The 23296-nt window shown below is 45.4% G+C and carries 21 protein-coding genes; 6 read left to right on the top strand and 15 right to left on the bottom strand.

What is annotated here, in order from left to right; all coding sequences use genetic code 11:
• Positions 1-150 precede the first annotated feature (150 nt).
• Positions 151-597, top strand: coding sequence for an N-acetyltransferase family protein (locus tag ACTHPG_RS17135; RefSeq protein ID WP_440390711.1), 447 nt, complete (start codon positions 151-153; stop codon positions 595-597).
• 144 nt (positions 598-741) lie between these two features.
• Here the strand turns inward: ACTHPG_RS17135 and ACTHPG_RS17130 are convergent, their stop codons facing one another.
• The 8 genes from ACTHPG_RS17130 to ACTHPG_RS17095 form a co-directional block, all read right to left on the bottom strand.
• On the bottom strand, positions 742-1611 hold the full coding sequence (locus ACTHPG_RS17130; RefSeq protein ID WP_440390710.1) for a PHP domain-containing protein: 870 nt from the start codon (positions 1609-1611) through the stop codon (positions 742-744).
• A 79-nt stretch (positions 1612-1690) separates the two neighbouring features.
• Positions 1691-2605, bottom strand: coding sequence for a selenium metabolism-associated LysR family transcriptional regulator (locus ACTHPG_RS17125; protein WP_440390709.1), 915 nt, complete (start codon positions 2603-2605; stop codon positions 1691-1693).
• A gap of 130 nt (positions 2606-2735) precedes the next feature.
• Complete coding sequence (locus ACTHPG_RS17120; RefSeq protein WP_017687436.1) at positions 2736-3173, bottom strand: hypothetical protein; 438 nt, start codon at positions 3171-3173, stop codon at positions 2736-2738.
• Between the two features lie 165 nt (positions 3174-3338).
• On the bottom strand, positions 3339-3602 hold the full coding sequence (locus tag ACTHPG_RS17115) for a YlbG family protein (RefSeq protein WP_095290540.1): 264 nt from the start codon (positions 3600-3602) through the stop codon (positions 3339-3341).
• A gap of 30 nt (positions 3603-3632) precedes the next feature.
• Positions 3633-4070 (bottom strand): YlbF family regulator, encoded by a 438-nt coding sequence (locus ACTHPG_RS17110; RefSeq protein WP_278298997.1) that lies wholly within the window; start codon positions 4068-4070, stop codon positions 3633-3635.
• A gap of 152 nt (positions 4071-4222) precedes the next feature.
• The gene (locus tag ACTHPG_RS17105) at positions 4223-5941 is read right to left on the bottom strand and encodes a hypothetical protein (RefSeq protein ID WP_440390708.1); all 1719 of its coding nucleotides are present in this window, start codon (positions 5939-5941) and stop codon (positions 4223-4225) included.
• Positions 5942-5977: 36 nt separating this feature from the next.
• The gene (locus ACTHPG_RS17100) at positions 5978-7672 is read right to left on the bottom strand and encodes a DNA repair helicase XPB (protein WP_440390707.1); all 1695 of its coding nucleotides are present in this window, start codon (positions 7670-7672) and stop codon (positions 5978-5980) included.
• A gap of 149 nt (positions 7673-7821) precedes the next feature.
• Positions 7822-8991, bottom strand: coding sequence for an amidohydrolase (locus ACTHPG_RS17095; protein WP_440390706.1), 1170 nt, complete (start codon positions 8989-8991; stop codon positions 7822-7824).
• A gap of 210 nt (positions 8992-9201) precedes the next feature.
• Between ACTHPG_RS17095 and ACTHPG_RS17090 the strand changes: the two genes are divergently transcribed.
• Both ACTHPG_RS17090 and ftsW read left to right on the top strand, forming a co-directional pair.
• Entirely contained in the window at positions 9202-9549 is a 348-nt protein-coding gene (locus tag ACTHPG_RS17090) for a YugN family protein (protein ID WP_062835371.1), read from the top strand.
• Between the two features lie 13 nt (positions 9550-9562).
• Positions 9563-10852: a putative lipid II flippase FtsW gene (gene ftsW, locus ACTHPG_RS17085; protein ID WP_440390705.1), complete on the top strand. Its 1290-nt coding sequence runs from the start codon at positions 9563-9565 to the stop codon at positions 10850-10852.
• 175 nt (positions 10853-11027) lie between these two features.
• Here ftsW and ACTHPG_RS17080 read toward each other — a convergent pair whose 3' ends face one another.
• A complete protein-coding gene (locus ACTHPG_RS17080) occupies positions 11028-11390 on the bottom strand; it encodes an Asp23/Gls24 family envelope stress response protein (RefSeq protein ID WP_017687428.1) in 363 nt (120 codons plus the stop codon).
• A 183-nt stretch (positions 11391-11573) separates the two neighbouring features.
• Here ACTHPG_RS17080 and cax point away from each other — a divergent pair, with 183 nt between their 5' ends.
• Positions 11574-12644: a calcium/proton exchanger gene (gene cax, locus ACTHPG_RS17075; RefSeq protein ID WP_339310020.1), complete on the top strand. Its 1071-nt coding sequence runs from the start codon at positions 11574-11576 to the stop codon at positions 12642-12644.
• Positions 12645-12879: 235 nt separating this feature from the next.
• On the opposite strand, the gene ACTHPG_RS17070 is transcribed toward cax, so the two are convergent.
• The 5 genes from ACTHPG_RS17070 to ACTHPG_RS17050 form a co-directional block, all read right to left on the bottom strand.
• Complete coding sequence (locus ACTHPG_RS17070) at positions 12880-13173, bottom strand: YlaN family protein (RefSeq protein ID WP_017687426.1); 294 nt, start codon at positions 13171-13173, stop codon at positions 12880-12882.
• A gap of 225 nt (positions 13174-13398) precedes the next feature.
• Positions 13399-13644 carry an HPr family phosphocarrier protein gene (locus ACTHPG_RS17065; RefSeq protein ID WP_036614658.1) on the bottom strand — a complete coding sequence of 82 codons (246 nt, stop codon included), beginning with the start codon at positions 13642-13644 and terminating at the stop codon, positions 13399-13401.
• 96 nt (positions 13645-13740) lie between these two features.
• Positions 13741-14856: an aminopeptidase gene (locus ACTHPG_RS17060; protein ID WP_440390704.1), complete on the bottom strand. Its 1116-nt coding sequence runs from the start codon at positions 14854-14856 to the stop codon at positions 13741-13743.
• Between the two features lie 111 nt (positions 14857-14967).
• Positions 14968-15855 (bottom strand): hypothetical protein, encoded by an 888-nt coding sequence (locus ACTHPG_RS17055; RefSeq protein WP_440390703.1) that lies wholly within the window; start codon positions 15853-15855, stop codon positions 14968-14970.
• 101 nt (positions 15856-15956) lie between these two features.
• On the bottom strand, positions 15957-17948 hold the full coding sequence (locus ACTHPG_RS17050; protein ID WP_440390702.1) for a sensor domain-containing diguanylate cyclase: 1992 nt from the start codon (positions 17946-17948) through the stop codon (positions 15957-15959).
• A gap of 465 nt (positions 17949-18413) precedes the next feature.
• Between ACTHPG_RS17050 and rpsD the strand changes: the two genes are divergently transcribed.
• Complete coding sequence (rpsD, locus tag ACTHPG_RS17045; RefSeq protein ID WP_062835377.1) at positions 18414-19013, top strand: 30S ribosomal protein S4; 600 nt, start codon at positions 18414-18416, stop codon at positions 19011-19013.
• A gap of 553 nt (positions 19014-19566) precedes the next feature.
• Here the strand turns inward: rpsD and ACTHPG_RS17040 are convergent.
• A complete protein-coding gene (locus tag ACTHPG_RS17040) occupies positions 19567-19776 on the bottom strand; it encodes a helix-turn-helix transcriptional regulator (RefSeq protein ID WP_440390701.1) in 210 nt (69 codons plus the stop codon).
• Positions 19777-20069: 293 nt separating this feature from the next.
• On the opposite strand from ACTHPG_RS17040, the gene ACTHPG_RS17035 reads away from it, so the two are divergent.
• Complete coding sequence (locus ACTHPG_RS17035) at positions 20070-23168, top strand: transglycosylase domain-containing protein (RefSeq protein ID WP_440390700.1); 3099 nt, start codon at positions 20070-20072, stop codon at positions 23166-23168.
• Positions 23169-23296 lie beyond the last annotated feature (128 nt).

The raw sequence follows: 23296 nt of genomic DNA, 5'->3' as shown, positions 1-23296 counted from the left end.
CATTAACGGTTCAGGGGAGTTTGTTATTTATTTGAATGATATATGAAGATGAAGCACAGCTAATTCCTTCTTTTCGGATTGAATACTAATTCATTTATATGTATAATAATTCAATTCTTACGAATAAATTTATTGTTAAGGAAGTGTATCATGCCCATACATATTAGAGAAACTCAACCTGATGATCTGAAACCACTGACTGCATTAATGTATGACTATGTGGTAGGATTCTATCACAACCCCTGGCCAGGTGATCAATCCATCCAGCTTTTGATCAATAACCTGCTTAAACAGCAGATCGGTGCTCAATTCGTGGCAGAAGAGGACGGGAGGCTTATCGGATTTGCCACCCTGTTCTTCACTTACAGCACGATGAAAGCAGAGCGTGTCGCCATCATGAATGACCTTTTTGTTACGGAAACATTCAGAGAAGGCGAAGCAGAAGCCCAGTTATTTGCACACTGCCAGCAATATACACGTGATCATGGCTGTGCATATATGTCCTGGATCACAGCAGTGACTAATGAACGGGCACAGCAATTATTCGATCGTCTTGGAGCTACACGTGGCGATTGGGTCAACTATTCCATCACTTAGACACTTTTCGATACAAAAAAAGGGACATGAATACATGCAGGTTAGTCTGCTATGTTTCCATGTCCTATACTCATTTGACCCTGAAATATAACTTAATAAAGCAAAGAACCATTTATATTCAGATCGCACTCTAATACATCACTATTATAGTCCTTGTTGCTGTGAGGCAGCTGCCTTTAGCTTTTCCAACACATCTACTGTTACCGTCTTGCTGCCAAGATCCCCATGAAAAACAACACCTTGCCGCTCTCCATGATAATCCGATCCACCTGTCTCAATAAGATCATATTCCCTAGCCAGCTCAGCATATCTGCGTTCCTCTTCCGGGCCATGGTCCGAATGAAACACCTCAATACCAGCCGGACGAGAGTCTGCAATAATTCGACGTACCAATTCATCATCCTTATAGAGACCCGGATGGGCAATCACAGCGGCTCCGCCTGCAGCTCTGATCCACTCGCACGCGTCCTCTGGGTCAACACGGGGCACAGACACGAAGCCAGGTTTGCCTTCAGCAAGATATCGATCAAATGCATCCCGCATGTCAACAGCATACCCTTTTTTCACCAGCACATCGGCCATATGAGGTCTGCCGATACTCTCATCCGGCTCTAACGGCCGTCCCAGCTCATCCAGTACCTCCTGCCAGCTTATATCAAGCCCAAGTTCCTGAAGCTTGGCGATAATCAGATGATTCCGCTCATCTCGCGCTTCTCGTAATCCGCGCAACCGTTGCAGGAATTGCTCATCCTCTGTATTCACATAATACCCGAGCACATGAATATCTTTCCCGCCAGCCCGTGTGCTAATCTCCACTCCGGCAACAACATCAATACCGTACTCTTTTCCCGCTTGCTGTGCTTCCGCTACACCAGCTACTGTATCATGGTCCGTTAGAGCAACCGCGGATAGCCCTTTTTGTTTGGCCAGCTTCACATTATCTGCCGGTGGTTGCATTCCATCAGAGGCCTGACTATGGGTATGCAGATCACAGCGTCCTTTGCTTTGATTCACGTACGGCAACTCCTTTCTTTCCAAAAGTGGATTGTGATTAAATCTTATCTATTATTGATGCTGCCAACTATTATGCCACTCACGTTCTGTGCTCTGGCTCAGGTTGCTCCTGTTGACGCAGATAATTCAGGAAAGCGACTGCTGACAGGGGTAATAAGGATGATTTTAGATGGATGGCGTAGAACTGCCGTTTGAATTCAAGTCCTCGGATATCCACAATATGAACAAGTCCCAGAGCCAGCTCGTGCTGCACGGAAGAAGGAGATAACATCGTAATGCCTACCCCTGCCTCAACGGCCGATTTTACCGCTCCTGTACTGCCAAGTTCCATCACAACATTCATATCCTGTGGATCAATCTTTTTCTTTTGCAATTGGTCTTCCATCACCTGACGAGTACCCGATCCCTTCTCACGCAGCACAAACGGATAATTCATGACATCCTCAATGTTCACTTTGCTACGCTTAACCAGATCATGCCCGGCAGGTACAATCAGTTTCAGCTCGTCCTGCATGACAGGCTCTACAATCATGTCCGGATGGTGCACTGGCGCTTCAATTAGACCAAAGTTAAGCTGGTGCTTCAATATATCATCCATAATTTGAGTTGTATTCATCACTTTCATGACAATTGAAATATCCGGATATTGAAGTGCAAATGGTCCGAGCATGCGTGGAAGCACATATTCCCCGATCGTTAAACTGGCTCCAAGCTGGAGTCGGCCCTGTAACATCTGGGTAAACGCTGACATCGCTTCATCCGTCTGTCTAACCAGCTCTACGCTTCGTTTGGCATGAGGTAATAAAGTCCGGCCCGCCTCGGATAATTCTATTTTTTTGGTGGAACGATGCAGTAGCTTGGTTCCAAAATAGTCCTCCAATGATTGAATCTGCATCGTGACCGCCGGTTGAGTCATATGTAATGCTTGTGCAGCAGCCGAGAAGCTTCCTTTCTCTGCTACCGTATAAAATATATGCAATTGGTGAAAATTCATATCTTCGCCCCTCTTCGTTACACTCTCTATATTGTAGCCGATTTCCCGCTTGGCAACAAAAAAAGCATGCAGCTTGTCTGCATGCGATACGACTTGAATCTATGATTTCAACATATTGAATCTAATCAACTTACTTATGCTTACGGCTATTTTTGACCAGCGTCATTCTTCTTGAATGTCTTAACCATGAATAATATGATTTCAAGTCCCTTAATTCAATGGTCTCCGACATTCGTCCCAGAAACGTAACTACGATCATTTTGTGCAGCGGGTTGCCCGCAATATCATATTCTCCTTCAAGTTCGGAAAATTCGGCGACTACCACCAGATCCTCATCAATCAGGTAGACGTCCTGTTCATTACGGTAGTATGGTGTTATACGGTCCTGCTTCAGACACTCCCATAACCACGCCGCAATATGGTCATCATCACTACGTGCAGGCTCAATACGGTCTGCATACCGCATCTTGGCATGATGGGTAATGACGATGTCGGCCACTTTCTTGTCTCCAAGAGCCACGAAAAACGGCTCGTAGGTGCTCCAACGTTGCATCACCTTATCACGCATGGGAATCACTCTCCACCAGATAGGACTTTCTATCTATTTATTACCAAATATATTACAACATTAGTCCCGCAACCTCAAGGCGTAAGTTTAACTTTTTTTCATTAAAGTCCATTTGTGCATAATTCAAGAAAAGAGCGACCCCAAGGGGTCCCTCCAGTTTCTCGTCTATATTCCGTAAAAGCTTGTTTTGTCCATCGTTTTGCTGGCATACTCGGTTTTGATCTCATTACGATACGAACGTTCGATCTTGCGCACATAGGAAAGTCGCTTCACGTTTTTCATCGTATCTTCTGCCCGTTCTGCATTAACATACATGACCACATAATGCATACGGCGGGAGATATAATGCACGGTGCCATATTTTTCGAGATTACGGGCAGCTTTCAAATCACTGACCCAAATAATGAATCCTGTCCTTTCCGCAAACATCATCGTTCCCCGCCCTTCTATACTGATTACTTAACTGCAACCACACTTGCCGCCACTACCGCAGCCGCCCTTTGGATTCGGATCATTGCTTGGCACTTTAATGGTCGTTGACACTGCGAATGCAATAGTCTCTGACATCTGGAATAACATATCATCCAGGGATTTCTCTGCCTGTTTGAAGCGGGCTACCGCCTCAAAGTTTTCCAACTCCTGTTCCAGCGCCTTCACCTGGTCTTTCGCCGCATGATAATCCGGGTGAAAATGACCGAAACGCTGCGTTTCTTCAAACAGTTCCTTCTTGGCATTCAGCTTGCGAATCCCCATCTGAATCTCGGGATTAGTCTCGACTTGCTGCTTCCAATATAAATAATCCGATACTTCGGCAGATTGGTTAATCATGTCGCCCAGTTCATATGCGCCCGTTAACACTTGGGCCATATCGACCGTGTTCATTTCCGCTACGCTCATGAAATATTCATCCTATCTATATATAAAGTTCTACTTAACGTAGACTACCTCATCATAGCATATCCATGAATAGTTAAGAAGAGTTTTTCCTGCATTTAGAAAGAGGGACTGCTCATAAATTCGCCTTTCTACCTGATATTCACGTGAAACAGTCAGGTTATGACATCATCTGGCAGGATAAGACGCATTGTATCCCACTCTGACGGAGAGAATGTACGCCATTCCGTTTCTAAAGTATGTTCACTTGAATCCAGCAAGCACCAACCGCTTAAAGTCCATTGTTCATGACCTTCTACCTGATGTGGAATGAGGTATTGCGTACGATTTCCCTGTTGAATCCCCAGTTTCGTCTGCCACTCAATGGCTTTGGCAGCAATCTGTCGTGCGGTTGAACTATGATATCGACGCCACTCCCTGTACCAGGTCTCCGGTATCTCCTCCAACCCGATCAGAGAGAACTTCTTCTCAATGACTGAATGATCACGCTCCAATCCATGCAGAGATGCAGGAATATCAACCAGACCTTGACTATCGGGTGTGTAGAAAGAAGAATACATACTGCTCAACACTTCTTTTTCCAATAACTTCGGATCATCTTTGGAGCCCGTACATGCTACCATGACCTCCATGTTCCGATCTACAGGCAACGGTGCAGCATCCGTCTCCTTTCCCCAATCTTCCAACGCAATACGTACATTCTCCGGTATGCCTGTGAGAGCATATTGATCCAGAAACGCTATCCATTCATGTAATCCATACCCTCTGGCGATGACCGAAATGAATCGTTCTTTCGTTATGCGATAGATGGACATCTGATCACGCGTCACCCGTTCTGCACATTGCTCCAGCATCCAGATCACATCAGGCTTTGCTTCGGGCGGCACCAACATCTCAAAATCAGGCTGCATGTAAAATCCACATGGCTCCGTCTCACTTATCATCTCTTGTTCTTGATGTAACAGGTTCTGCGGTTCAATCAGCCAACGAAATGCAAGTTCTCCAGACTGGTCCTTTCCGACGTCACCATAACCCCAACCAGCCAGTGCGCAGATCCAGCCCCTGACTCGTGGTTTTAACTCCGAATTCTCTATATGGCACCATATATTCTTTTCTGGCGCAAGCACTGCCAATTGATAACGGAAATGCTGCAACGCAGGTTCAGTGTCTCCGTACCTTTCCATGCACACTTGATATATCTCCCGGTGCATCTGTCTCCATGAGAGCTTCAACCATTGTTGTAATCGATGATGTACCACCTGAATTCGGCCGTCAGACTTCTGAACCAGATTCAGACTGAGCAGCAGATCGAGAAGAATCGCTACATGGGTCGGGTACACATCCGAATGTTCATATTGGATGCCCAAACCATCAAAGTCTGACGAAGATAACACCGTGATCACACTTAATTTTTGAACACTTTTCTTATGTATAGTGCCCTTGCCTGTCAAAGGAAGTCCTTCTCTCCCGATCCAGGCAATCACATGAAGTAGCTCAGCAGCTACATTCGGCTTTCCTTCCTGCACAACTTGAGCATTCATCATTAATTGTTTAACGGTTATACCCACTCTTTGCGCGTAAGCAATCGTCAAAGTCTCCATCAGCGAAGCAGGAATATAGAATAATCGTTCACCCCAACTCTTATAAACAGTTTCAATCCATCTTTGCTGGCGAAGGTTCACGAATGAAGAGTTCGCTTCTGCAACACTTAGTCCTTCAACAGCCCACTGTTCTCGCGGCAAGAGGGAGGAAAAAGGCTGACCTGCATGTTTGTGAAAAATTGCACCAAGCACCTTTTGCTCTACCAAAGTAAGTTTTGACCATGAATCAAGGTCCAGTACCACAAGCTCGTCTTTTGGTCCAAATGAAGGCATATCCCATTCCCTCCTCGTCTCACGAGTATATATATACTATCCGTTCTCATGAACGATGGCATATTCATATCCCTGTTCTACCAAGAACATCTGGCGATTCAATGCGAAGTCTTGCTCCTTGCTATCCTCCGATACCAACGCATAGAAATACGCTTTGTTTTCCCCTGCTTTTGGTCTCAAAATTCGTCCCAACCGCTGTGCTTCTTCCTGCCTAGAACCGAAACTCCCGGATATTTCAAGCGCTACAGCAGCATCGGGCAGATCTACGGCAAAATTGGCAACCTTGGATACAACAATCGTTTTGATATCTCCACGTCGAAAAGCGGCAAACCATTTGATTCGCTCTTGCTGTGACATGCTTCCCGAGATCAGAGGCGCTTCAATTTCCCGGGCAATCAATTCTAGTTGGTCCAGATATTGACCAATCACTAGCGCAGGTAAATCCCGATGGCGTTCCAGCAAACACTTAACTACACGTACCTTCGCCGGATTCTCGGCAGCCAATCGAAATTGGTGCTTAACCTCAGCTTGCAGATAATTCGTTCTAAGTTCCGGGGAGAACGGGATACGTATCTCCTGGCATTGTACATCAGCAATCCACCCTTGCTGCTCCAGTTGTTTCCACGGCATATCATAGAGCTTCGGACCAATCAGCGAAAATACATCCTGTTCACAGCCATCCTCTCGAACCAGCGTGGCCGTTAATCCCAGCCTTCGCGTAGCTTGAATATCGGCAGTTGCACGAAACACCGGCGCTGGAAGCAAATGCACTTCATCATATATGATCAGTCCCCATTGTCGCTCACTGAGCAGTTTGATATGGGTAAAATCAGCATCCTTTGATTTTCTATGTGTAAGAATCTGATAGGTAGCTACAGTAATAGGTTTCACCTGTTTCTTCTGACCTGAATACTCCCCAATCTGTTCGCGGGTAATCGTGGTTTTGTCTTGAATTTCCTGAATCCACTGTCGCACAGATGTCGTATTGGACGTCAAAATAAGGCATTCACATTGAAGCCGCTCCAGCACGGCCATGCCGATAACCGTTTTGCCTGCCCCGCAAGGAAGTACGAGTAAACCACTCCCTCCCATGCCCTCACTGCCTTCGAATGCCTCCACAGCCTCTCTCTGGTAAGCACGTAATGCAAATCGCTCAGAGTGGTCTCCTTGATTATCGGTTCGCCATTCAAATGAGAGCTTGGTTCCCTCCCGATACCCCACGTAATCAAGTACAGGATAACCCAATCGTGTTAATTCCCTTTTCAATAACCCTCGCTGTTCTCCCTGGAGCAGAAGTTCATGAGCGTCCTTGCGTTCCATACGAAAGGCAGCTATCGTTTTCAATCCACTTAATTCATCCAGCAACCGTTCATCCTCACTATAAAGGCGCATTCTGGTATGATCTGCTTCGGAATGCAGCTTTAATTTTCCATATTGATCCATGATTCTCCGAACATCCTGTAGGAGTGCAGCAGGCACATTCCAGCGCGAGACCCGTTCCAGACTTGCGATGACCTGATCTGCATTCCATCCCAGCGCAGCTGCATTCCAGAGCGACAACGGAGTGATTCGGTAGGTATGAAATGCAGCCGGTGTCTTGACCAGTTCCGAATAATTCCCCAACTCCTCTCTTGCCCTTTCGAATCCGGGGTGGCCGACTTCCAGCAAAACTGTAAAATCTCGCTGAACGATACAAGCATCTGTTCTTTCCTTATATTCTGTTCCTTCCATTCAAATCTCCTCCTATCACAAAAAAGTCCAGTTTCGGTAGCTTCCGAAAATGAACCTCTGAATTGAGAGTTCAAAAAACCTCTATTAAAATAAAAAAAAACATCCTGCCCATACCTCGGTATGAACAGGATGCCCAACTGCATCTAAAGTCATTCGGCTGTGTAACCCTTAGCCATGGCAATAAACAATTTCACGGCTGTCTGCATGGCGTCTTCATCGAAATCAAACATCGGGTGATGATGTGGATAGATCGCGTTTTTATCGGGGTTGCCTGCTCCAACAAACATAAAGCACCCTGGAACCTTCTGCAGATAATACGCAAAATCTTCCGCTGGCATCAGCATTGGCGATGTTTGCACTCGTTCTGCCCCAAACACTTGTGTAGCCTCCCTGAAGAAACGCGCTGTCTCCAGTTCATCATTCACCACAGGGGGGTATCCCATAATATATTTCACTTGAGTTTCTGCGCCGTACGCAGCCCCTGTCTGGTCCACCATAGTAAGTACTCGTTCTTTCATCCCATTTCGGGTCTCTTCATCAAACGTTCTTACCGTACCGCTCATTTTGCATTGCTCTGCAATTACATTCTGAGCAGAGCCCGCCTGCATTGTACCTATGGTCAGCACCGCCGGTTGCAATGGATCAACCGAACGACTCACAACAGTCTGAAGCTGCATCACAAGCGCAGAACCCGCGATTAGACTATCTACCGTGGATTGCGGCATCCCGCCATGTCCGCCTTTACCTTTGATCTCAATGTAAAAATCGTCGGCCGCCGCCATCATCGCTCCTGCTTTGCTGGCAACAACACCTACAGGGAGTGGAGTCCACAGATGAATGCCGTATATGACATCCACGCCTTCAAGTGCGCCATCAGCAATGACCTGGACTGCACCGCCTGGAAGCAATTCTTCTGCTGGCTGGAACAAAAAGCGAATCTCGCCTCGGATCTCCTGCTTGTGGCGGCTGAAATACAATGCCGTACCGAGCAAGATTGAGATATGACCATCGTGGCCACATGCGTGCATTGCGCCTGCTTGTTGTGACGCATACTCGATATTCTTCTCATCCTGAATTGGCAGTGCGTCCATATCGGCTCGCAGCATGACGACAGGACCCGGGTTGTCCCCACGGATTGTACCAATGACACCATGCCCACCAACATGGCGCCTCACTTCAACGCCAAAACTCTCCAACATATCCGCTACAAAAGAGGATGTCTTCTCCTCATGAAAGGAAACCTCTGGATTGCGATGAAGGTGACGCCGCCATTCCACCATGTGGATCTGCAGATCTTCCCACCATATATTATTAGTCATATCTCTCCACCCTTTCAATCTTAAACGGGACTTATATCAAGCCCGAACCTTCCTCTTCAAACCTATTGCTGTATATTGTAGCAGAATTGGAAGAAAACCGATACGAAACGCCTCTCGAAAGCTTGCACGGGAAGGGGAAACATACTATCATGAACTAGAGAAATACTCGAGAAATTATACTCGGAAGCTTATGAGGAGGATCAAACGCTTATGATTTTTGAGAATACAGGCTTGGATGGCTTGAAGAGCGACTTGGCATACCTGGATGAGAGCGCCGAGAAAGTCGGATTTGTCCGGTGGCAATGGGAATATTACCGTGCTACATATGACTACAAAATTGAAGATGAACAAACCAAATCAGAATACTTTGTACGCATTAATACCCGCGCAGTGGAAGGCAAATTGGAAAAACCGGATACCGTTCTTGCTGTTGAAGCCGTTTATCTTGGCAAAGCCACCTTCCCTCACGGTCTGGATTATGACTCTTCCGTTCCACAGCCAGTCGTGAAGCTGGCAGCCGAAAAATTACAGCAGCTCAAAGAACTGCTGGAAGCATAGGCTGGGCCAAACGATGAAACAACAAACGGCCCAAACGAAAACGAAGAGAGGCACGCCGGATTTTCAACTGCTAATCCTCACTTTATTGTTGGTGGGCTTCGGACTGGTGATGGTATTCAGCTCCAGTTCCAGCATTGCAATCGCAAGCGAAAGATTTAACAATGATGCCCTTTACTTCACGAAAAAACAACTTATGTGGGCGATTATCGGTCTATTTGGCATGTTCTTTGCCATGAATATCCGCTTCAACAAGTACAAAAAGCTCTATGCACCCTTTTTCCTGATCACTACGGTCATGCTGGTGATTGTTTTGATCTCGGGCGCAGTATTGAACGGTGCACGAAGCTGGATTCACATTTTCGGCTTCAGTCTTCAGCCTGCAGAGTTCGCAAAAATTGCCATCATTCTATATCTCTCTGCTCTGATCACCAAAAAAGGTGAGAAATTCAGGGTTTTCAAGACAGGGTATTTTCCCGTCTTGTTCATCGTTGGATTCATTGCAGGACTGATCATGTTGCAACCAGACTTTGGTACTACCTTCATCTTGGTGTCCACCTGTGGTCTCTTGATCTATGCCGGTGGAGCCAGTATGAAACATATCCTGGGTTCGATTCTCTTGGTTGTACTCGGTGGAGCACTGGCATTCGGAGCGAATTCCCTGTTCTCTTCCATGTCCCCTTCAGACATGACAACTTCTGCAACAGCGGTCACTGCCGAGCAGAACTACAAGATCGGACGTATTCAGGCTTTTCTTGATCCATTATCCGATATTAATGGCGGAAGTCTTAACCTTTACAGGTCCCTTGTTGCCATTGGTGATGGCGGCATGACAGGTTCCGGGATTGGACAAGGTACGATGAAGCTGCACTATTTGCCAAATGCGTATAATGACTTTATTTTCTCCGTGATTGGGGAAGAACTTGGGTTCATCGGAAGTACACTATTCCTGCTCGTTTACCTGTACTTCATCTGGCGAGGAATTATTGTCTCTCTGCGCTGTCCCGATCCATTCGGGACATTGGTCGGCATTGGAATTATGGGATTGATCGCGATTCAGGCATTTATCAACATTGGTGGTGTAACTCAGACCATTCCGGTGACGGGAGTCACGCTTCCGTTTATCAGTTATGGGGGGACCTCACTCTTTGTGATGATGGTTGCCATGGGCATTCTGCTTAGTATTTCGCGCACTAACAATCTCGACGTGATCAAGGAAGAGAAAACCAAGTCCGTGACTGTACAGACACAGACTCGCACCTCTCCCGCTCTTCGTTCACGGGAATCCATCCGTCGGATTCGATAAACGGGACTGTTTTAACAGAAACGAAACAGGTAATCATTTAAAAGAAAAAGAAACATAAAAAAGCTGTGCACCCGATCGGATGCGCAGCTTTTTTGGTTAGTCTGTGGTACACATTGTCTATCAAGATGAAGAACAGGACTATGATGCTTCTGTCCTCCATCGCGGATTGCGATTTCTACAGATCGTCGCCTTTGAAAGATACGCCTTCTACCTTTACATTGACTTCAACCACGCGTAATCCGGTCATGGTCTCTACCGCTTCTCTTACATTCTGCTGAAGCATACGGGAAACTTCATGAATCGGGGTTTCGTACAGGACGATGATGCGCAGGTCAATGGCTGCTTCCAGCTGGCCGACCTCAACGCTCACGCCTTTCTGTACGTTTTTACCGCTGAGTCGCTTCGCCCAGCCCTCTGACAAACCTCCAGACATTGCGGCAATTCCGGGCGTTTCCATTGCAGCCATTCCGGCAATTTTCGCAACCACGTCATCGGCAATCCGGATGTTTCCGCTCTCCAGTTGAAGTTGTTCTGCCATGCCACATCCTCCTTCACTTCGTTACTCGTATTTTAAATCCTTTCCACCCCAAAAAGCAAATTAAACTCAAAAAGATGCGTTTACAACCTACCACCATTTGGTTATATTGAAATATGAAAATAATCTCATAAGCATTTTCATTGCATATTAAAAACAAAATATTTTATAACCGAGGTGTTTGTTGTGAGAAACCGGATTTCATCCATTTTGCTGATTGCGTTCTTTGCACTCAGTGCCATCGCCCACTACTTGAAATGGGATTCGATTCTACAGTTCGTGATATCAGCCATTTCGGTTATTTTTGTGGCCGGTTTTTTAGGTAAAGCCACCGAAAATGTTGCCCACTACGCCGGACAACGGCTGGGTGGATTCCTTAATGCGACCTTTGGTAATGCCGCCGAATTGATCATCGCCATTTTCCTCGTGAAAGAGGGACTGTTCGACATGGTCAAAGCAAGTCTGACAGGTTCCATCATCGGAAATCTGCTGTTAGTGCTCGGGTTAAGTATTTTTGCCGGAGGACTTAAGTTCAAAATTCAGAATTATAATGTTTCACTCGCAGGTCTGAATGGATCCCTGATGATTGTTGCCATCATTGCCCTGTTTATTCCGGCTGTCTTTCTCAATACACATTCCATTACACAGAAAGACACCAATACACTAAGTCTCATCGTAGCCGGATTGCTCATTCTCGCGTACATTGCCTGGTTACTCTTCTCCATGGTGACGCACAAAAAGTATCTTGCAGATGTCACTGAAGATCGCGATGAAGAACTACCGCATGAGCATGCACCGGCATGGTCCAAGAAAAAATCCATTCTCTATCTGGTACTCGCAACGGTCATGGTTGCCTTTGTCAGTGAATGGCTGGTGGGCACCCTCGAAGTCTTCACTTCGGAATTTGGTCTTAGCGAACTGTTCGTCGGTGCATTCCTTGTGGCCATCATCGGTAATGCGGCCGAACACAGTGCAGCGATCATGCTTGCCATGAAAAATAAAATTGGAGCGGCCGTTGAGATTGCGGTCGGCAGCAGCTTGCAGATCGCACTTTTTGTTGCCCCTGTACTCATTTTTGTCAGCTACTTCACAGGCAGAACCATGGATATCGTATTTACAACGATTGAACTGGTCGCCATCGGCGTATCCGTGTTTATTGCGAAATCCATTACCCAAGATGGTTCAACGAATTGGTACGAAGGCCTACTCCTGCTCGTGGTATATATCATACTCGGCGTATCCTTCTTCCTGGTGTAACGAGCCCCCTCACCAAGCTATATAAGTTAAAGAAAAGAATAATTACACAAGACACTTCGATGACAGAACAACCTTTTGATCCAAACTATAAGAGACAGCCCGAATACACATGTCGAGCTGTCTCTTTGCTTGTATACGCCTTCCGACCGACTAGCATCCCCAGTCCATTCGGACGCACAAAAAAAGCATGCATAAACGCCTGCATGCCTTCTATTCTGACCCGCGCATTTGCAGGCTATTGCTCATTCTTCTTGTTCAAGGCTTCATATAAAATTGCCAAATTCCGCTCAAGCGCGCTAACCAGCTGCTTACCTGCACCTTCTGGAAGGAGCCCTGCACGAACAGCAAAATCAACTTCCTTGGAGAACCCATACATCTGTGTATCCAATACTTCCTCATAGAGAGGGCAGTAGCGGGTAGCCAGATTCTCCATCTGTACTTCAATAAGCTTCTGTATTTTATCTGCATCTTCTTGAAGAAGACTGATCGCTTTCAAATTCAGCTGGTCCTGCAGATCAGATGAAGTCATGCATTTTTCCCCCCTATGTCCCAAAAATCGCGTAAAGACGTTCTACCTCTAATATTAGACGAAATGAAGAGCTAATACAAGAACCTGACCAAAATAAGCCCGCAAATTTAACCTTTCCATTAAAGCATAATCCACCTGCTCGAGTCCCGTCCAGATGAGTATTCAGGTCACTCCATGCCAAAAAACACCCCTGCCAAAAAAGGCAGAGGTGCTTCTTGAGAGTTATTACTCAGATGCGATGCTTACATTCAGTCCATGCTTCGCAAATACTTCTGACATGGCTGCTTTTGCTTCAACTGCATCTGGACCATGAACATGCAGTTCATAGCTGTGCGTGCTGATTAGCGTTGTAAACAATCCGAGAATACTTTTCACATCGATATACTTGTTCTCCGAATGAAGCACGATTGAAGAAGTAAACTTGCCTGCTGTTTGAGCAATTTCCACTACAGCCGCGTTATTACTCGACATAGGAATCCCTCCGTCTTTTTACTATTGGTATCATCTATTAATTACCACTACATGATACCGTGAATCCGCTTTCCTAGCAACAGCAAAATCCTGTTCCTACTTCAAACGGTCTGGATTCAGGCATTCCAGCTCAGGAATCACAAAAATACCGTCTTTACGAATCAGCACATCGTCAAAATAAATCTCCCCGCCGCCATAATCCGGACGCTGGATCAACACCAGATCCCAGTGGATGGACGAGCGGTTGCCATTGTCTGTTTCTTCGTAGGCCTGACCTGGTGTAAAGTGCAAGCTGCCTGCGATTTTTTCATCGAATAGAATATCTTTCATCGGGTGCAGAATATGCGGGTTGAATCCAATCGCGAATTCACCGATATGACGAGCACCCTCATCCGAATTCAGGATTTCATTCAAGCGCTCTGTATCGTTGCTCGTTGCTTCAATGATTTTACCATTCTCGAACGTGAATTTGATATTTTCAAATGTCACTCCGTTATACAGCGTTGGCGTGTTATAACTAATTGTTCCGTTCACGGAGTTACGCACAGGGGCACTGTACACTTCGCCATCCGGAATATTTTTTTGCCCGGAACATTTCTCTGCACCGATATCTTTAATGGAGAAGCTCAGATCTGTTTCCGGTCCAGTGATACGAACTTTGTCCGTCCGCTTCATCAGGTTAGCGAGCGAGTCTTGGGCTTTGTCCATTTTGGCGTAATCCAGATTACATACGTCGAAGTAGAAATCTTCGAACGCCTCTGTACTCGTATTGGCGAGTTGCGCCATACTTGCGTTAGGGTAACGCAGTACAACCCATTTCGTATGTTTGACACGTTGTTCACTATGTACCGGGTGGGAGTACAATGCATTGTACATTTTCATTTTTTCTTCCGGCACATCGGACAGATCATTCACATTTTCTCCCGCACGAATACCGATATAACAATCCATCTGCTTCATACGGTTCAGATCAATCTCTGCCCACGTTTTCATCATTTCTTCTGTCGCATTTTTCAGCATCGCACGCTGTATGGTTTTATCGGTCAACTGTACAAAGACGTTACCACCTTTTTTGCCTACCTCTTCAATGATAGCGTTAATCAGATCACGTTCTGATCCAATCATCTCGACCAATACATTTTCACCAGGTTGTACATCTACAGAATAGCCCACCAGGCTTGCTGCAAGCTTTTGAATTCTTGGGTCCTTCATCTTGGTAAAATCCTCCTGTCATCTGCCATGCTTGAATTGAACAACGGTAAATTACGATACTATTGTAGCACGCGAACAGTCATTCCGTCAGCAGGCAGTCCCTCACTTCCTTTATTGATATGACTTGAAGTTTACATCGGTGACAAGGGCTTCTTTGTTACTTTTACGGTTGTTGTCCGTGTAACTTACCTGACTCTCAGAGGATAGGCGAAGAGGCAGACTGCTCTTCCGATCTACAGTGAGATGATATACCGTCTGTACGCTCGCTTGTTTCATCATCTGTTGCATCGTTGTTTCACCCTGTTTCCAAACTTTGTCCAGATCCTTCTCAAGCTTCTCCTTACGCGCCCCTTTCACGGTAGCTGCCTTATGCATATATTCTGCCCGGATGGCGTTCATCTCGTCGTTTAACTGGGCTAGAGCCCATGTTTTGGCGTCTTCCGGTGCAAGTTCAATCCGTAATGTTCTGGTTCGGCGGCCAGCCCCATACTCGGATTGAATGGTTTTGTTCATCTGATCAATCTTCTCCATTTGGGCTATTGGATTAAAGCGGGAAAGAGAACCACGCAGCGGCTCATGTTGCGCTGACAATGACATCCATTGCCCTTGTTTCCGCTCGAAGGAGGCACTAAACCCACTGGGCTGTCCGTTATTTTTTACGGCAGTCGTCTGAATGCCTGTGCCCACGGCAGTTACTTCTCCAGGTAATCGGGTCTGAAGGGTCAGACGATCATGATTCTCCAGCTTGCCTTCGAATTTAAACTGATTCTCGAACAATCCACTGTTCTCCCGGCGAAGTCCTGCCTCCCCCTCAAAACTCAATGTCTCTTTTCCCGCTATCCCCGATAAAGCCAGGGAGAAAACCTCTTCAGGCGTTCGATCTCTTTGGAATCCACAACCCGGGACACCAATAATCACGATACTCACAAATAACCATAATGTACGTGCCGAATGGCGATTAAGCATATCTATCTTCACCCTTCCATGAACTTTCTCCATAGATTGCCCCGCCCGTATGCGCTTATACTTCCTTCTATACACAACTTGACCTCCGATGCATAAAAAAAAGAGAACGACTCCGCAATTGGAATGGTTCTCTCTTAACGCGTTACATTCTGTTCCTCTACAACGATTCTGTTCCGACCACCATTCTTGGCGCTGTACAAGGCCATGTCAGCCCGATAAAACAGCGACTCCACACTAACCTTCTCATCCATCCAATTCCATTCTGCGATGCCACTGGACACCGTGACGAGAGGTCTGGTCTCTTCTGCGACTCTCTTTCGAATCACTTCCGCATAATCCAGCGCCTGCCTTACACTCACCTGTGGCATATAGATCGCCAGCTCTTCTCCCCCCCATCTAGCGCAGACATCCTGCGGGCGAACAGAGCTGGTGACGATCTCACTTACTTGTTTCAATACTTGATCCCCCGTCTGGTGTCCAAATGTATCATTCACCTGTTTGAACTGATCAATATCCACCACAATGAGGGAACCACAGAATTCATGAGCTTGCCGATCATGAATTACACTATCCAGATAATGCCTTACGTATAGACCTGTCAACATATCCAGATTAGCCAATCGTCGAACCTCGGCATGCAGCGTGGCATTCGACAAGGCAATCCCGATATGAATGGATAACATCTGTAAGAGCCGATAGTTATCATATGAAAAATAATGCTCTTTACTATGTCCCAGCAAAATGGCACCCTTCACTTCACCATTGACTCTGATCGGTGATGCGATCAGTGACATGGACCCCGTATCTTCCATGAAGAAGGAGGATACTTTATCATATTGCGCATAATTGGGGATAATAAGCGGTTCTTCTGTTCGATACACCAATCCTGCGATACCGTAATCTACAGAAAAGGATTGGTGAAAAACATCTTTCACGTTGGATGACATGACTTCGAAGTCATGCGTGCTGTCATTGAGTTGAAGAATGCAACACGTTTCAGCCTGGAATATTTCTTTTAACTCTTGCTCGGACAATTGATAAATCTCCGAAAGATGCAGACTCTTGTTCAAGCGCTGTGTAAGATCATTAATTAAACGAAGTTCCTGAATCAACATATTGGATTGCTCGTGCAATTTGGCGTTTTCAAAGGCCGTACCAGCAGTGTCTACCATCATCGTAATCAATTGCAGATCCGATTCTTCCATAATCTCTTCATTCATTTCGATATGGAACACACCATATATGCCCTGTTTGCCTTTCAGCGGAATCCCTACATCTACAATGCGGTTCTCTGCATCATCTGAGCGAGCAACGATCAGCTTGCCTTCCATAAATGAACGCACACATATATCTTCTCCTTGCTCATGGACAAGCAACGGTTTAATCCGTGGATCAGAGTTGCTCTGATCCTGAGACATATACAATTTGATATAAGTGGCCGGGTACAAATAGTCCATACTGTCAAATACCTCATCCAATATGGCCTCAACATCCATTTTGTCATGCATTCGCTGGACAATCTGAAAGAGGATGGACCTCCGGTGTTCCTCACGTGCTGTTTGTTCATGAGCATGTAAAAGGTCCGTCATAAATATGTATTCAAATCTTCGGTAAAAGCAGGTGTGATAATGCATTGCCTCAGATTGAACCACAGCTTCAGACGTTTCATATCGATTGGATTCATAGATTACAGCAGTGAAAATAGCAAACATATCCTTGTTCGTTCTGGAGAATAAGGGATGTGTTATTATAAGATATTCTCCCCGTTCGCTTGTCCCTTTAAGGGACAGAACCTGTCTCTTATCCAAACATTCCAATACCAGCCTGCGTGCATCCACGCCCGGATCAGCTTCAAGATCGCTATCGTATCCGATGCAATCGCCTTCCGTGTCCCACACGCTGTAAAAGGTTGATGTCCTGGCGGGGCTTGAACCCACTCTGGAGTTCCAGTCTCTGTATGCCTGCTCTAGCAAGCTGCCCAAATATGAAAAATCAAAAGGTGTGATATCCATTTTTTGCATCCACAACACATGCTCTTCATGAGAACGAGAAGCGGCAAAAGATGCGGAATCGCCCGAACTTCGTGAATTCAAGCTGGCAGGTAAACTTCTTAGATGTTCTAACATGTCAGGCGCTCCTTTGCACCGTTTTTGCATCCACCAGGATGCATTAATCTGCAGACGTTATCGCAAACCTGCAAATTTATTGCGATAACCTTGTTACATAAAGATGATTTAAAGTTAAGATACAATCTATTTTACTCTGTTTAAAGCTTTTTTGCATCCATATTTCAGAAAATTGTCCCATTATTTTAGGCCCAATGACCTATCGACAAATTTAGACGTTTTTTTGCTTTTATTCTACGCTTGACTTTGGTTCTCTTAAACTGTAATATAAATTGTTGATGAAGACTACTAATGGGTCTTTAAATTTGGGCATTACCGGTTGTGTCACCCTCATTCTTTTTGTTGCTTTCAGGACAGCGGCTGAACTTTCCTGATCGTTCTATGCGAGGCCAAGCCCGCATCAACAAATTGGAGCGCAAACAGAGCCCTAATATGAACTTTAACTAAAAAGGAGCTACTTTAAACATGGCACGTTACACTGGTCCTAAATTTAAATTGAGCCGTCGCCTCGGCATTTCCCTTAGCGGAACAGGCAAAGAATTGAAACGTCCTTTCCCTCCAGGTCAGCACGGAGCTAACCAACGCAGAAAAATGAGCAACTACGGTATGCAATTGCAAGAAAAACAAAAATTGCGCCACATGTACGGTTTGGGCGAGAAGCAATTCCGCACACTGTTCTCTAAAGCTCAAAAAATGCAAGGTATTGCCGGTGAGAACTTCATGTTCTTGCTTGAATGCCGCCTTGACAACCTCGTTTACCGCCTTGGGTTTGCTAACTCCCGCGCTGGAGCGCGTCAGTTGGTAGCACACGGTCACGTAACTGTAAACGGCAAAAAAGTCGATATCGCTTCTTACCAAGTAAGCACTGGCGATGTAATCGGCTTGCGTGAGAAGAGCCGCGCTCTTTCTTCCGTTAAAGAAGCTTTGGAAGGCCGTTCGCATCTTCCAGCATACGTTGAATACAACGAAGCAGCTGTAGAAGGTAAATTCATCCGCTTGCCTGAGCGCGCTGAATTGTCCCAAGACATCGATGAAAAACAAATCGTCGAGTTCTACAACCGTTAATCGTTGCACTCACATTAAAGTTTCAACTCAAACAGCTGTCGAGATTTTCTCGGCAGCTGTTTTTCTATCTTTTGGGCTTTGGTAATATTAATTATTCGCCATATCAATCAGCAAAAGAATGAAGGATACCGTTTTGATAATGGAGTGATAACCTAATATCTTATAAACTTATATATAAAGTACGTCACCGACGAAAAAATACCACTAACCATGATAACAATCGCAGATTCAAATACCTCTATTTCGATTCCGAACTGATATATCACAAGGATTGTAATTATGACAAGAAACATGACTATAAACCCGATTGAAAATGAAGATTTACAATGTGAAATCAATCTTTCATCATGTTCCGAGTTCGCAATCCGCTTACTCCCTTTGTTATCCATAGCCAAAATGATGAAATTTAAAACCGAGCATCCAAGTAAGCCAAATCCTAAAGGCATAGCGAACGACAGGTTAGGATTATTTAATGCAAACTTCTGATACAGCGCAATTGAAAAAACAATTAATCCGACAACGCACATAACAATTGATACCAATGTCCATTTTCTCACTCAACATCCCCCTCTTCCTCAAAAATGAAAACTTGTTCAATGTTTTTGTGAAATACCCGGGCAATAAGATGCGCCAGCATGATCGACGGATTGTAGCGCCCTCTTTCCAATGAAATAATGGTCTGACGTGATACGTTAACCTTCTCGGCCAGATCCTGTTGTGTCATGTCACGCTGTCGACGATAGAACTCAATTTTATTCTTCATAAATACCATGTCCTCACTCTAAAATGTAAAGCTAACTTTACAAAAAATATACATTTTACCTCAAATAATGTCAAGCTAACTTTACATCAGCTCGTACCATCAATTTAGAACTGATGGAGATTAACTCCCCACTAGCCTTCCTCTTATCTCATTATGATATGGTACATAATCAGGCATAATAAATAACACAAATTAAAATAATGGCAAAATTCGACCATTACTCGTATTTCTCAGGCATGCAAACCCGCCTTTTTATGCTATAATAAGTGCTGTTAAAAGGAGGAAGACACTGAATGGTTGATGTTAATAAGAAAAAGCCCGATGAACAGCCTGTACGCAAACGCAGCTTTGCCCGCAGACTGGGAAGTTTCGTCAAATGGATGGTTGTCCTTGGATTTATGGGGGCACTGTTTGTAGGCGGTGCTTTGATGGGATACGTCAGTTCCATTGTGAAAGACGAGCCTGTCCGTTCAAGGGCCCTGATTGAACAAAAAGTCAGCGAAAACTCCATCACAGGCTTTGCTTACTTTGCCGACGGCAGTCCGATCGGTCAATTACGTACGGAAGAAGACAGGCGTCCGGTCACTACGGACCAGATCCCACAAAAGGTTATTGATGCAGTCATTTCGATTGAAGACAATCATTTTTACGAACATAAAGGTGTAGACATGAGCGGAACACTACGTGCGGTGAAACAAAAAGTGCTGAAAGAATCAGTACAAACCGGGGGTAGTACACTGACTCAGCAATTGGCACGTCGTGTGTTTTTGAATCTGGATCGCACGGAAGATCGAAAAGTAAAAGAAATCTTGCTCTCACTTCGGCTCGAACGTTTCCTGACCAAAGACGAGATCATGACAGCCTATCTGAACAAAGTTCCTTTTGGCAATGGTTCCAGCGGATACAACGTTTACGGAATTAAAGCGGCCGCCAAGGGATTGTTCAATATTAACGATCTAGAAAAAGTCAATATTGCTCAGGCTGCTTATCTTGCTGGATTGCCACAACTCCCCTCCTCTTACTCCGCTTTTAACGGTAAAGGTGATTTTGTAGAGGAGAATTTTGACCGCGCAATCAACCGTCAGCATCTGGTACTGCGCCGTATGCTCGAACTGGGCAAGATCAATCAGTCCGAGTATGACGAAGCTCTTGCTTTTGATATCAAAAGCTCACTCGCTCCGAAGACCATTAAAGCTTACAACACTTATCCATATCTTATGATGGAAACGGAACGCCAAGCTGCACAGATTCTGATGAAACAGTTGAATTCCGACACAGCTGAATCTACAGATCAAGCTACAGATGCAGATACACCTCAGAAGGAAAGCAGCGCGTTATTAGAGGAAGCTCAGACGCAACTGCGGACAGGTGGATATCGCATTTACACAACCATTAACAAAAGTATCTACAAAACGATGCGCACCATTGCGGAAGATGACAGCAACTTCTCAGCAGATGATCCTGTAAAAGGAAAAGAACAAACTGCTGCCATGCTAATTAATCACAAAACCGGTGCTATTCTGGGCATGATTGAAGGACGGGATTTCCAGGATGAACAGATGAACTACGCAACGCAGATGATACGTCAGCCTGGTTCAACGATGAAACCTATAGCTGCTTATCTTCCTGCGCTAGATGAAGGTCTTGTTCAGCCAGCTTCGATTATTGATGATTCACCGATCATCTTGAAAAGTGGTCCGAGCGGGTACCACATTGCAAAGAATGCCAATAACCGTTACCAAGGCCTTGTTACGGCACGCAGAGCACTGAATTACTCACTTAATATACCGGCTTTGAAGTTGTTCAATGAAGAAGTCGGGATCGACAAAGCATGGGCCTTCGCCAAAAAATTAGGCATCACCACTATTCAGAAGGAAGACTATCAGGCTCAGACCGGTGTTCTCGGAGGTCTCCAGTACGGAGTTACCGTTGAAGAACTGACCAGTGCCTATGGTGCCATCGCCAATAATGGTGTATATAACGATTCCTACATGATTAGCAAAATTGTAGATTCCAAAGGCAACATCGTCTATAAACACGATACTGAACCTGTCCAAGCCTTCTCGGAGCAGACAGCATACCTCATGACGGATATGCTTCGGACCGTTATTACAGAAGGAACGGCAGATAAAGTACGTGAGAATTACAAATATGCGAAGAGTGTACCGATTGTAGGTAAAACGGGTTCCACTCAAAACTATGCAGATGTCTGGTTTGAAGGTTATACACCAGATGTCACACTTGGTGTGTGGGTTGGATACAAACAGCCTGTGAATACGCTGGAAAGCAAATCACAGCGAAAACGTGCGCAGCAACTGTGGTCGAAAATCCTGAATGAAGTGATCGATACGCAAAAAGATCTGTTCGTCACAGATTCGTTCAAAAAACCATCTGGCATCGAAACACGCACAGTATCGGCTTACAGCGGTAAGTTGCCAACATCCATGACTGACAAGTTTGTTACGGATATTTTCAACAGCAAGTTTGTTCCGAAGGATAGCGATGATGGTGTCGCCAAAGCCAAATACATCACTTACAATGGTGTAAATTATATTCCGCGTGACGGAACACCTTCGGACATGTTGAAGGAAAAAACAGTAATCAAGCGTAAAAAGCCAATCTCGGATCTTATCAAAGAATTGCAAAATGCATTCTCACGTATGAGTCGACATGAGTCACTTGCTTATTATCTTCCTGAAGATGCTGATGCAGACATGCCGACACAGATTGATCCAAGAACAGATAACGGCAAAGCTCCCGATGCACCGGGTAACGTACGAATCTCAACCTCGGGTGACAGAGCTGTCATTACATTTAATGCCACACCTGAAAATGATGTCGTGGGTTATCGTTTGTACCGTTCTGTGAACGGTGGAGGATTCCAAAACCAGGGGCAGGTTGTCCTGACTGGTGAATCCAGATCATTCTCTGCATATGCAGCACAAGGCGGCAACTTCGCCTTCTATGTAACCGCAGTAGATGTTGCAGGCAGAGAGTCTGCTCCTAGCGCTACAGTCAATAGTGTTGGAAGTGTAGCTCCTCCTGTGGAAGAAGAGATTAATGAGCCGATTGAGGTTCCAGGCACAGTCATTACCCCAGGAGAAACGCAGACCGATAATACGCCAACAACAGCCCCAGGCACACCTGGTCAAGTCAGCGTATCTGCTCTCACTCAAGGACTGCGCATTCAATGGGCGTCAACTTCAAACGCTGATAGTTACGCTGTATATTACAGTGAAACAGGCTCGGCTCCTTACACCAAAATTGGAACAACAGCGGGAAATACCATGGACTATGGAGTACCCGCATCTACCAGTGGATGGTTCAAGGTATCTGCCAGTAACAGTGCGGGTGAATCCGAACCTTCTGCAGCCGTACATTTTCAACCCTGATTCAAACAAGCCACATCCTCAGATCATATCTGGGGGTGTGGCTTTTTATTCACATGTGCAGCAGCTAAAGAAGCCTGCTATCATGCCATTGGCATAAAGCAGGCGTTTACACCCCATTTTCATGGGAG

The sequence above is a fragment of the Paenibacillus sp. SAF-068 genome, assembly GCF_051967555.1.
GTDB lineage: Bacteria > Bacillota > Bacilli > Paenibacillales > Paenibacillaceae > Paenibacillus.
The sequence above is the reverse complement of the archived record's forward strand: the minus strand, read 5'-3'. Positions and strand labels throughout refer to the sequence as shown.

Bases quoted from the DNA above. Each gene is read 5' to 3' on its own strand.
- ACTHPG_RS17135 (WP_440390711.1), top strand. From the start codon at position 151: ATGCCCATACATATTAGAGAAACTCAACCTGATGATCTGAAACCACTG.
- ACTHPG_RS17125 (WP_440390709.1), bottom strand. From the start codon at position 2,605: ATGAATTTTCACCAATTGCATATATTTTATACGGTAGCAGAGAAAGGA.
- ACTHPG_RS17120 (WP_017687436.1), bottom strand. From the start codon at position 3,173: ATGCGTGATAAGGTGATGCAACGTTGGAGCACCTACGAGCCGTTTTTC.
- ACTHPG_RS17115 (WP_095290540.1), bottom strand. From the start codon at position 3,602: ATGTTTGCGGAAAGGACAGGATTCATTATTTGGGTCAGTGATTTGAAA.
- ACTHPG_RS17110 (WP_278298997.1), bottom strand. From the start codon at position 4,070: ATGAGCGTAGCGGAAATGAACACGGTCGATATGGCCCAAGTGTTAACG.
- ACTHPG_RS17105 (WP_440390708.1), bottom strand. From the start codon at position 5,941: ATGCCTTCATTTGGACCAAAAGACGAGCTTGTGGTACTGGACCTTGAT.
- ACTHPG_RS17100 (WP_440390707.1), bottom strand. From the start codon at position 7,672: ATGGAAGGAACAGAATATAAGGAAAGAACAGATGCTTGTATCGTTCAG.
- ACTHPG_RS17095 (WP_440390706.1), bottom strand. From the start codon at position 8,991: ATGACTAATAATATATGGTGGGAAGATCTGCAGATCCACATGGTGGAA.
- ACTHPG_RS17090 (WP_062835371.1), top strand. From the start codon at position 9,202: ATGATTTTTGAGAATACAGGCTTGGATGGCTTGAAGAGCGACTTGGCA.
- ftsW (WP_440390705.1), top strand. From the start codon at position 9,563: ATGAAACAACAAACGGCCCAAACGAAAACGAAGAGAGGCACGCCGGAT.
- ACTHPG_RS17080 (WP_017687428.1), bottom strand. From the start codon at position 11,390: ATGGCAGAACAACTTCAACTGGAGAGCGGAAACATCCGGATTGCCGAT.
- ACTHPG_RS17070 (WP_017687426.1), bottom strand. From the start codon at position 13,173: ATGACTTCATCTGATCTGCAGGACCAGCTGAATTTGAAAGCGATCAGT.
- ACTHPG_RS17065 (WP_036614658.1), bottom strand. From the start codon at position 13,644: ATGTCGAGTAATAACGCGGCTGTAGTGGAAATTGCTCAAACAGCAGGC.
- ACTHPG_RS17060 (WP_440390704.1), bottom strand. From the start codon at position 14,856: ATGAAGGACCCAAGAATTCAAAAGCTTGCAGCAAGCCTGGTGGGCTAT.
- ACTHPG_RS17055 (WP_440390703.1), bottom strand. From the start codon at position 15,855: ATGGAGAAAGTTCATGGAAGGGTGAAGATAGATATGCTTAATCGCCAT.
- ACTHPG_RS17050 (WP_440390702.1), bottom strand. From the start codon at position 17,948: ATGTTAGAACATCTAAGAAGTTTACCTGCCAGCTTGAATTCACGAAGT.
- rpsD (WP_062835377.1), top strand. From the start codon at position 18,414: ATGGCACGTTACACTGGTCCTAAATTTAAATTGAGCCGTCGCCTCGGC.
- ACTHPG_RS17040 (WP_440390701.1), bottom strand. From the start codon at position 19,776: ATGAAGAATAAAATTGAGTTCTATCGTCGACAGCGTGACATGACACAA.
- ACTHPG_RS17035 (WP_440390700.1), top strand. From the start codon at position 20,070: ATGGTTGATGTTAATAAGAAAAAGCCCGATGAACAGCCTGTACGCAAA.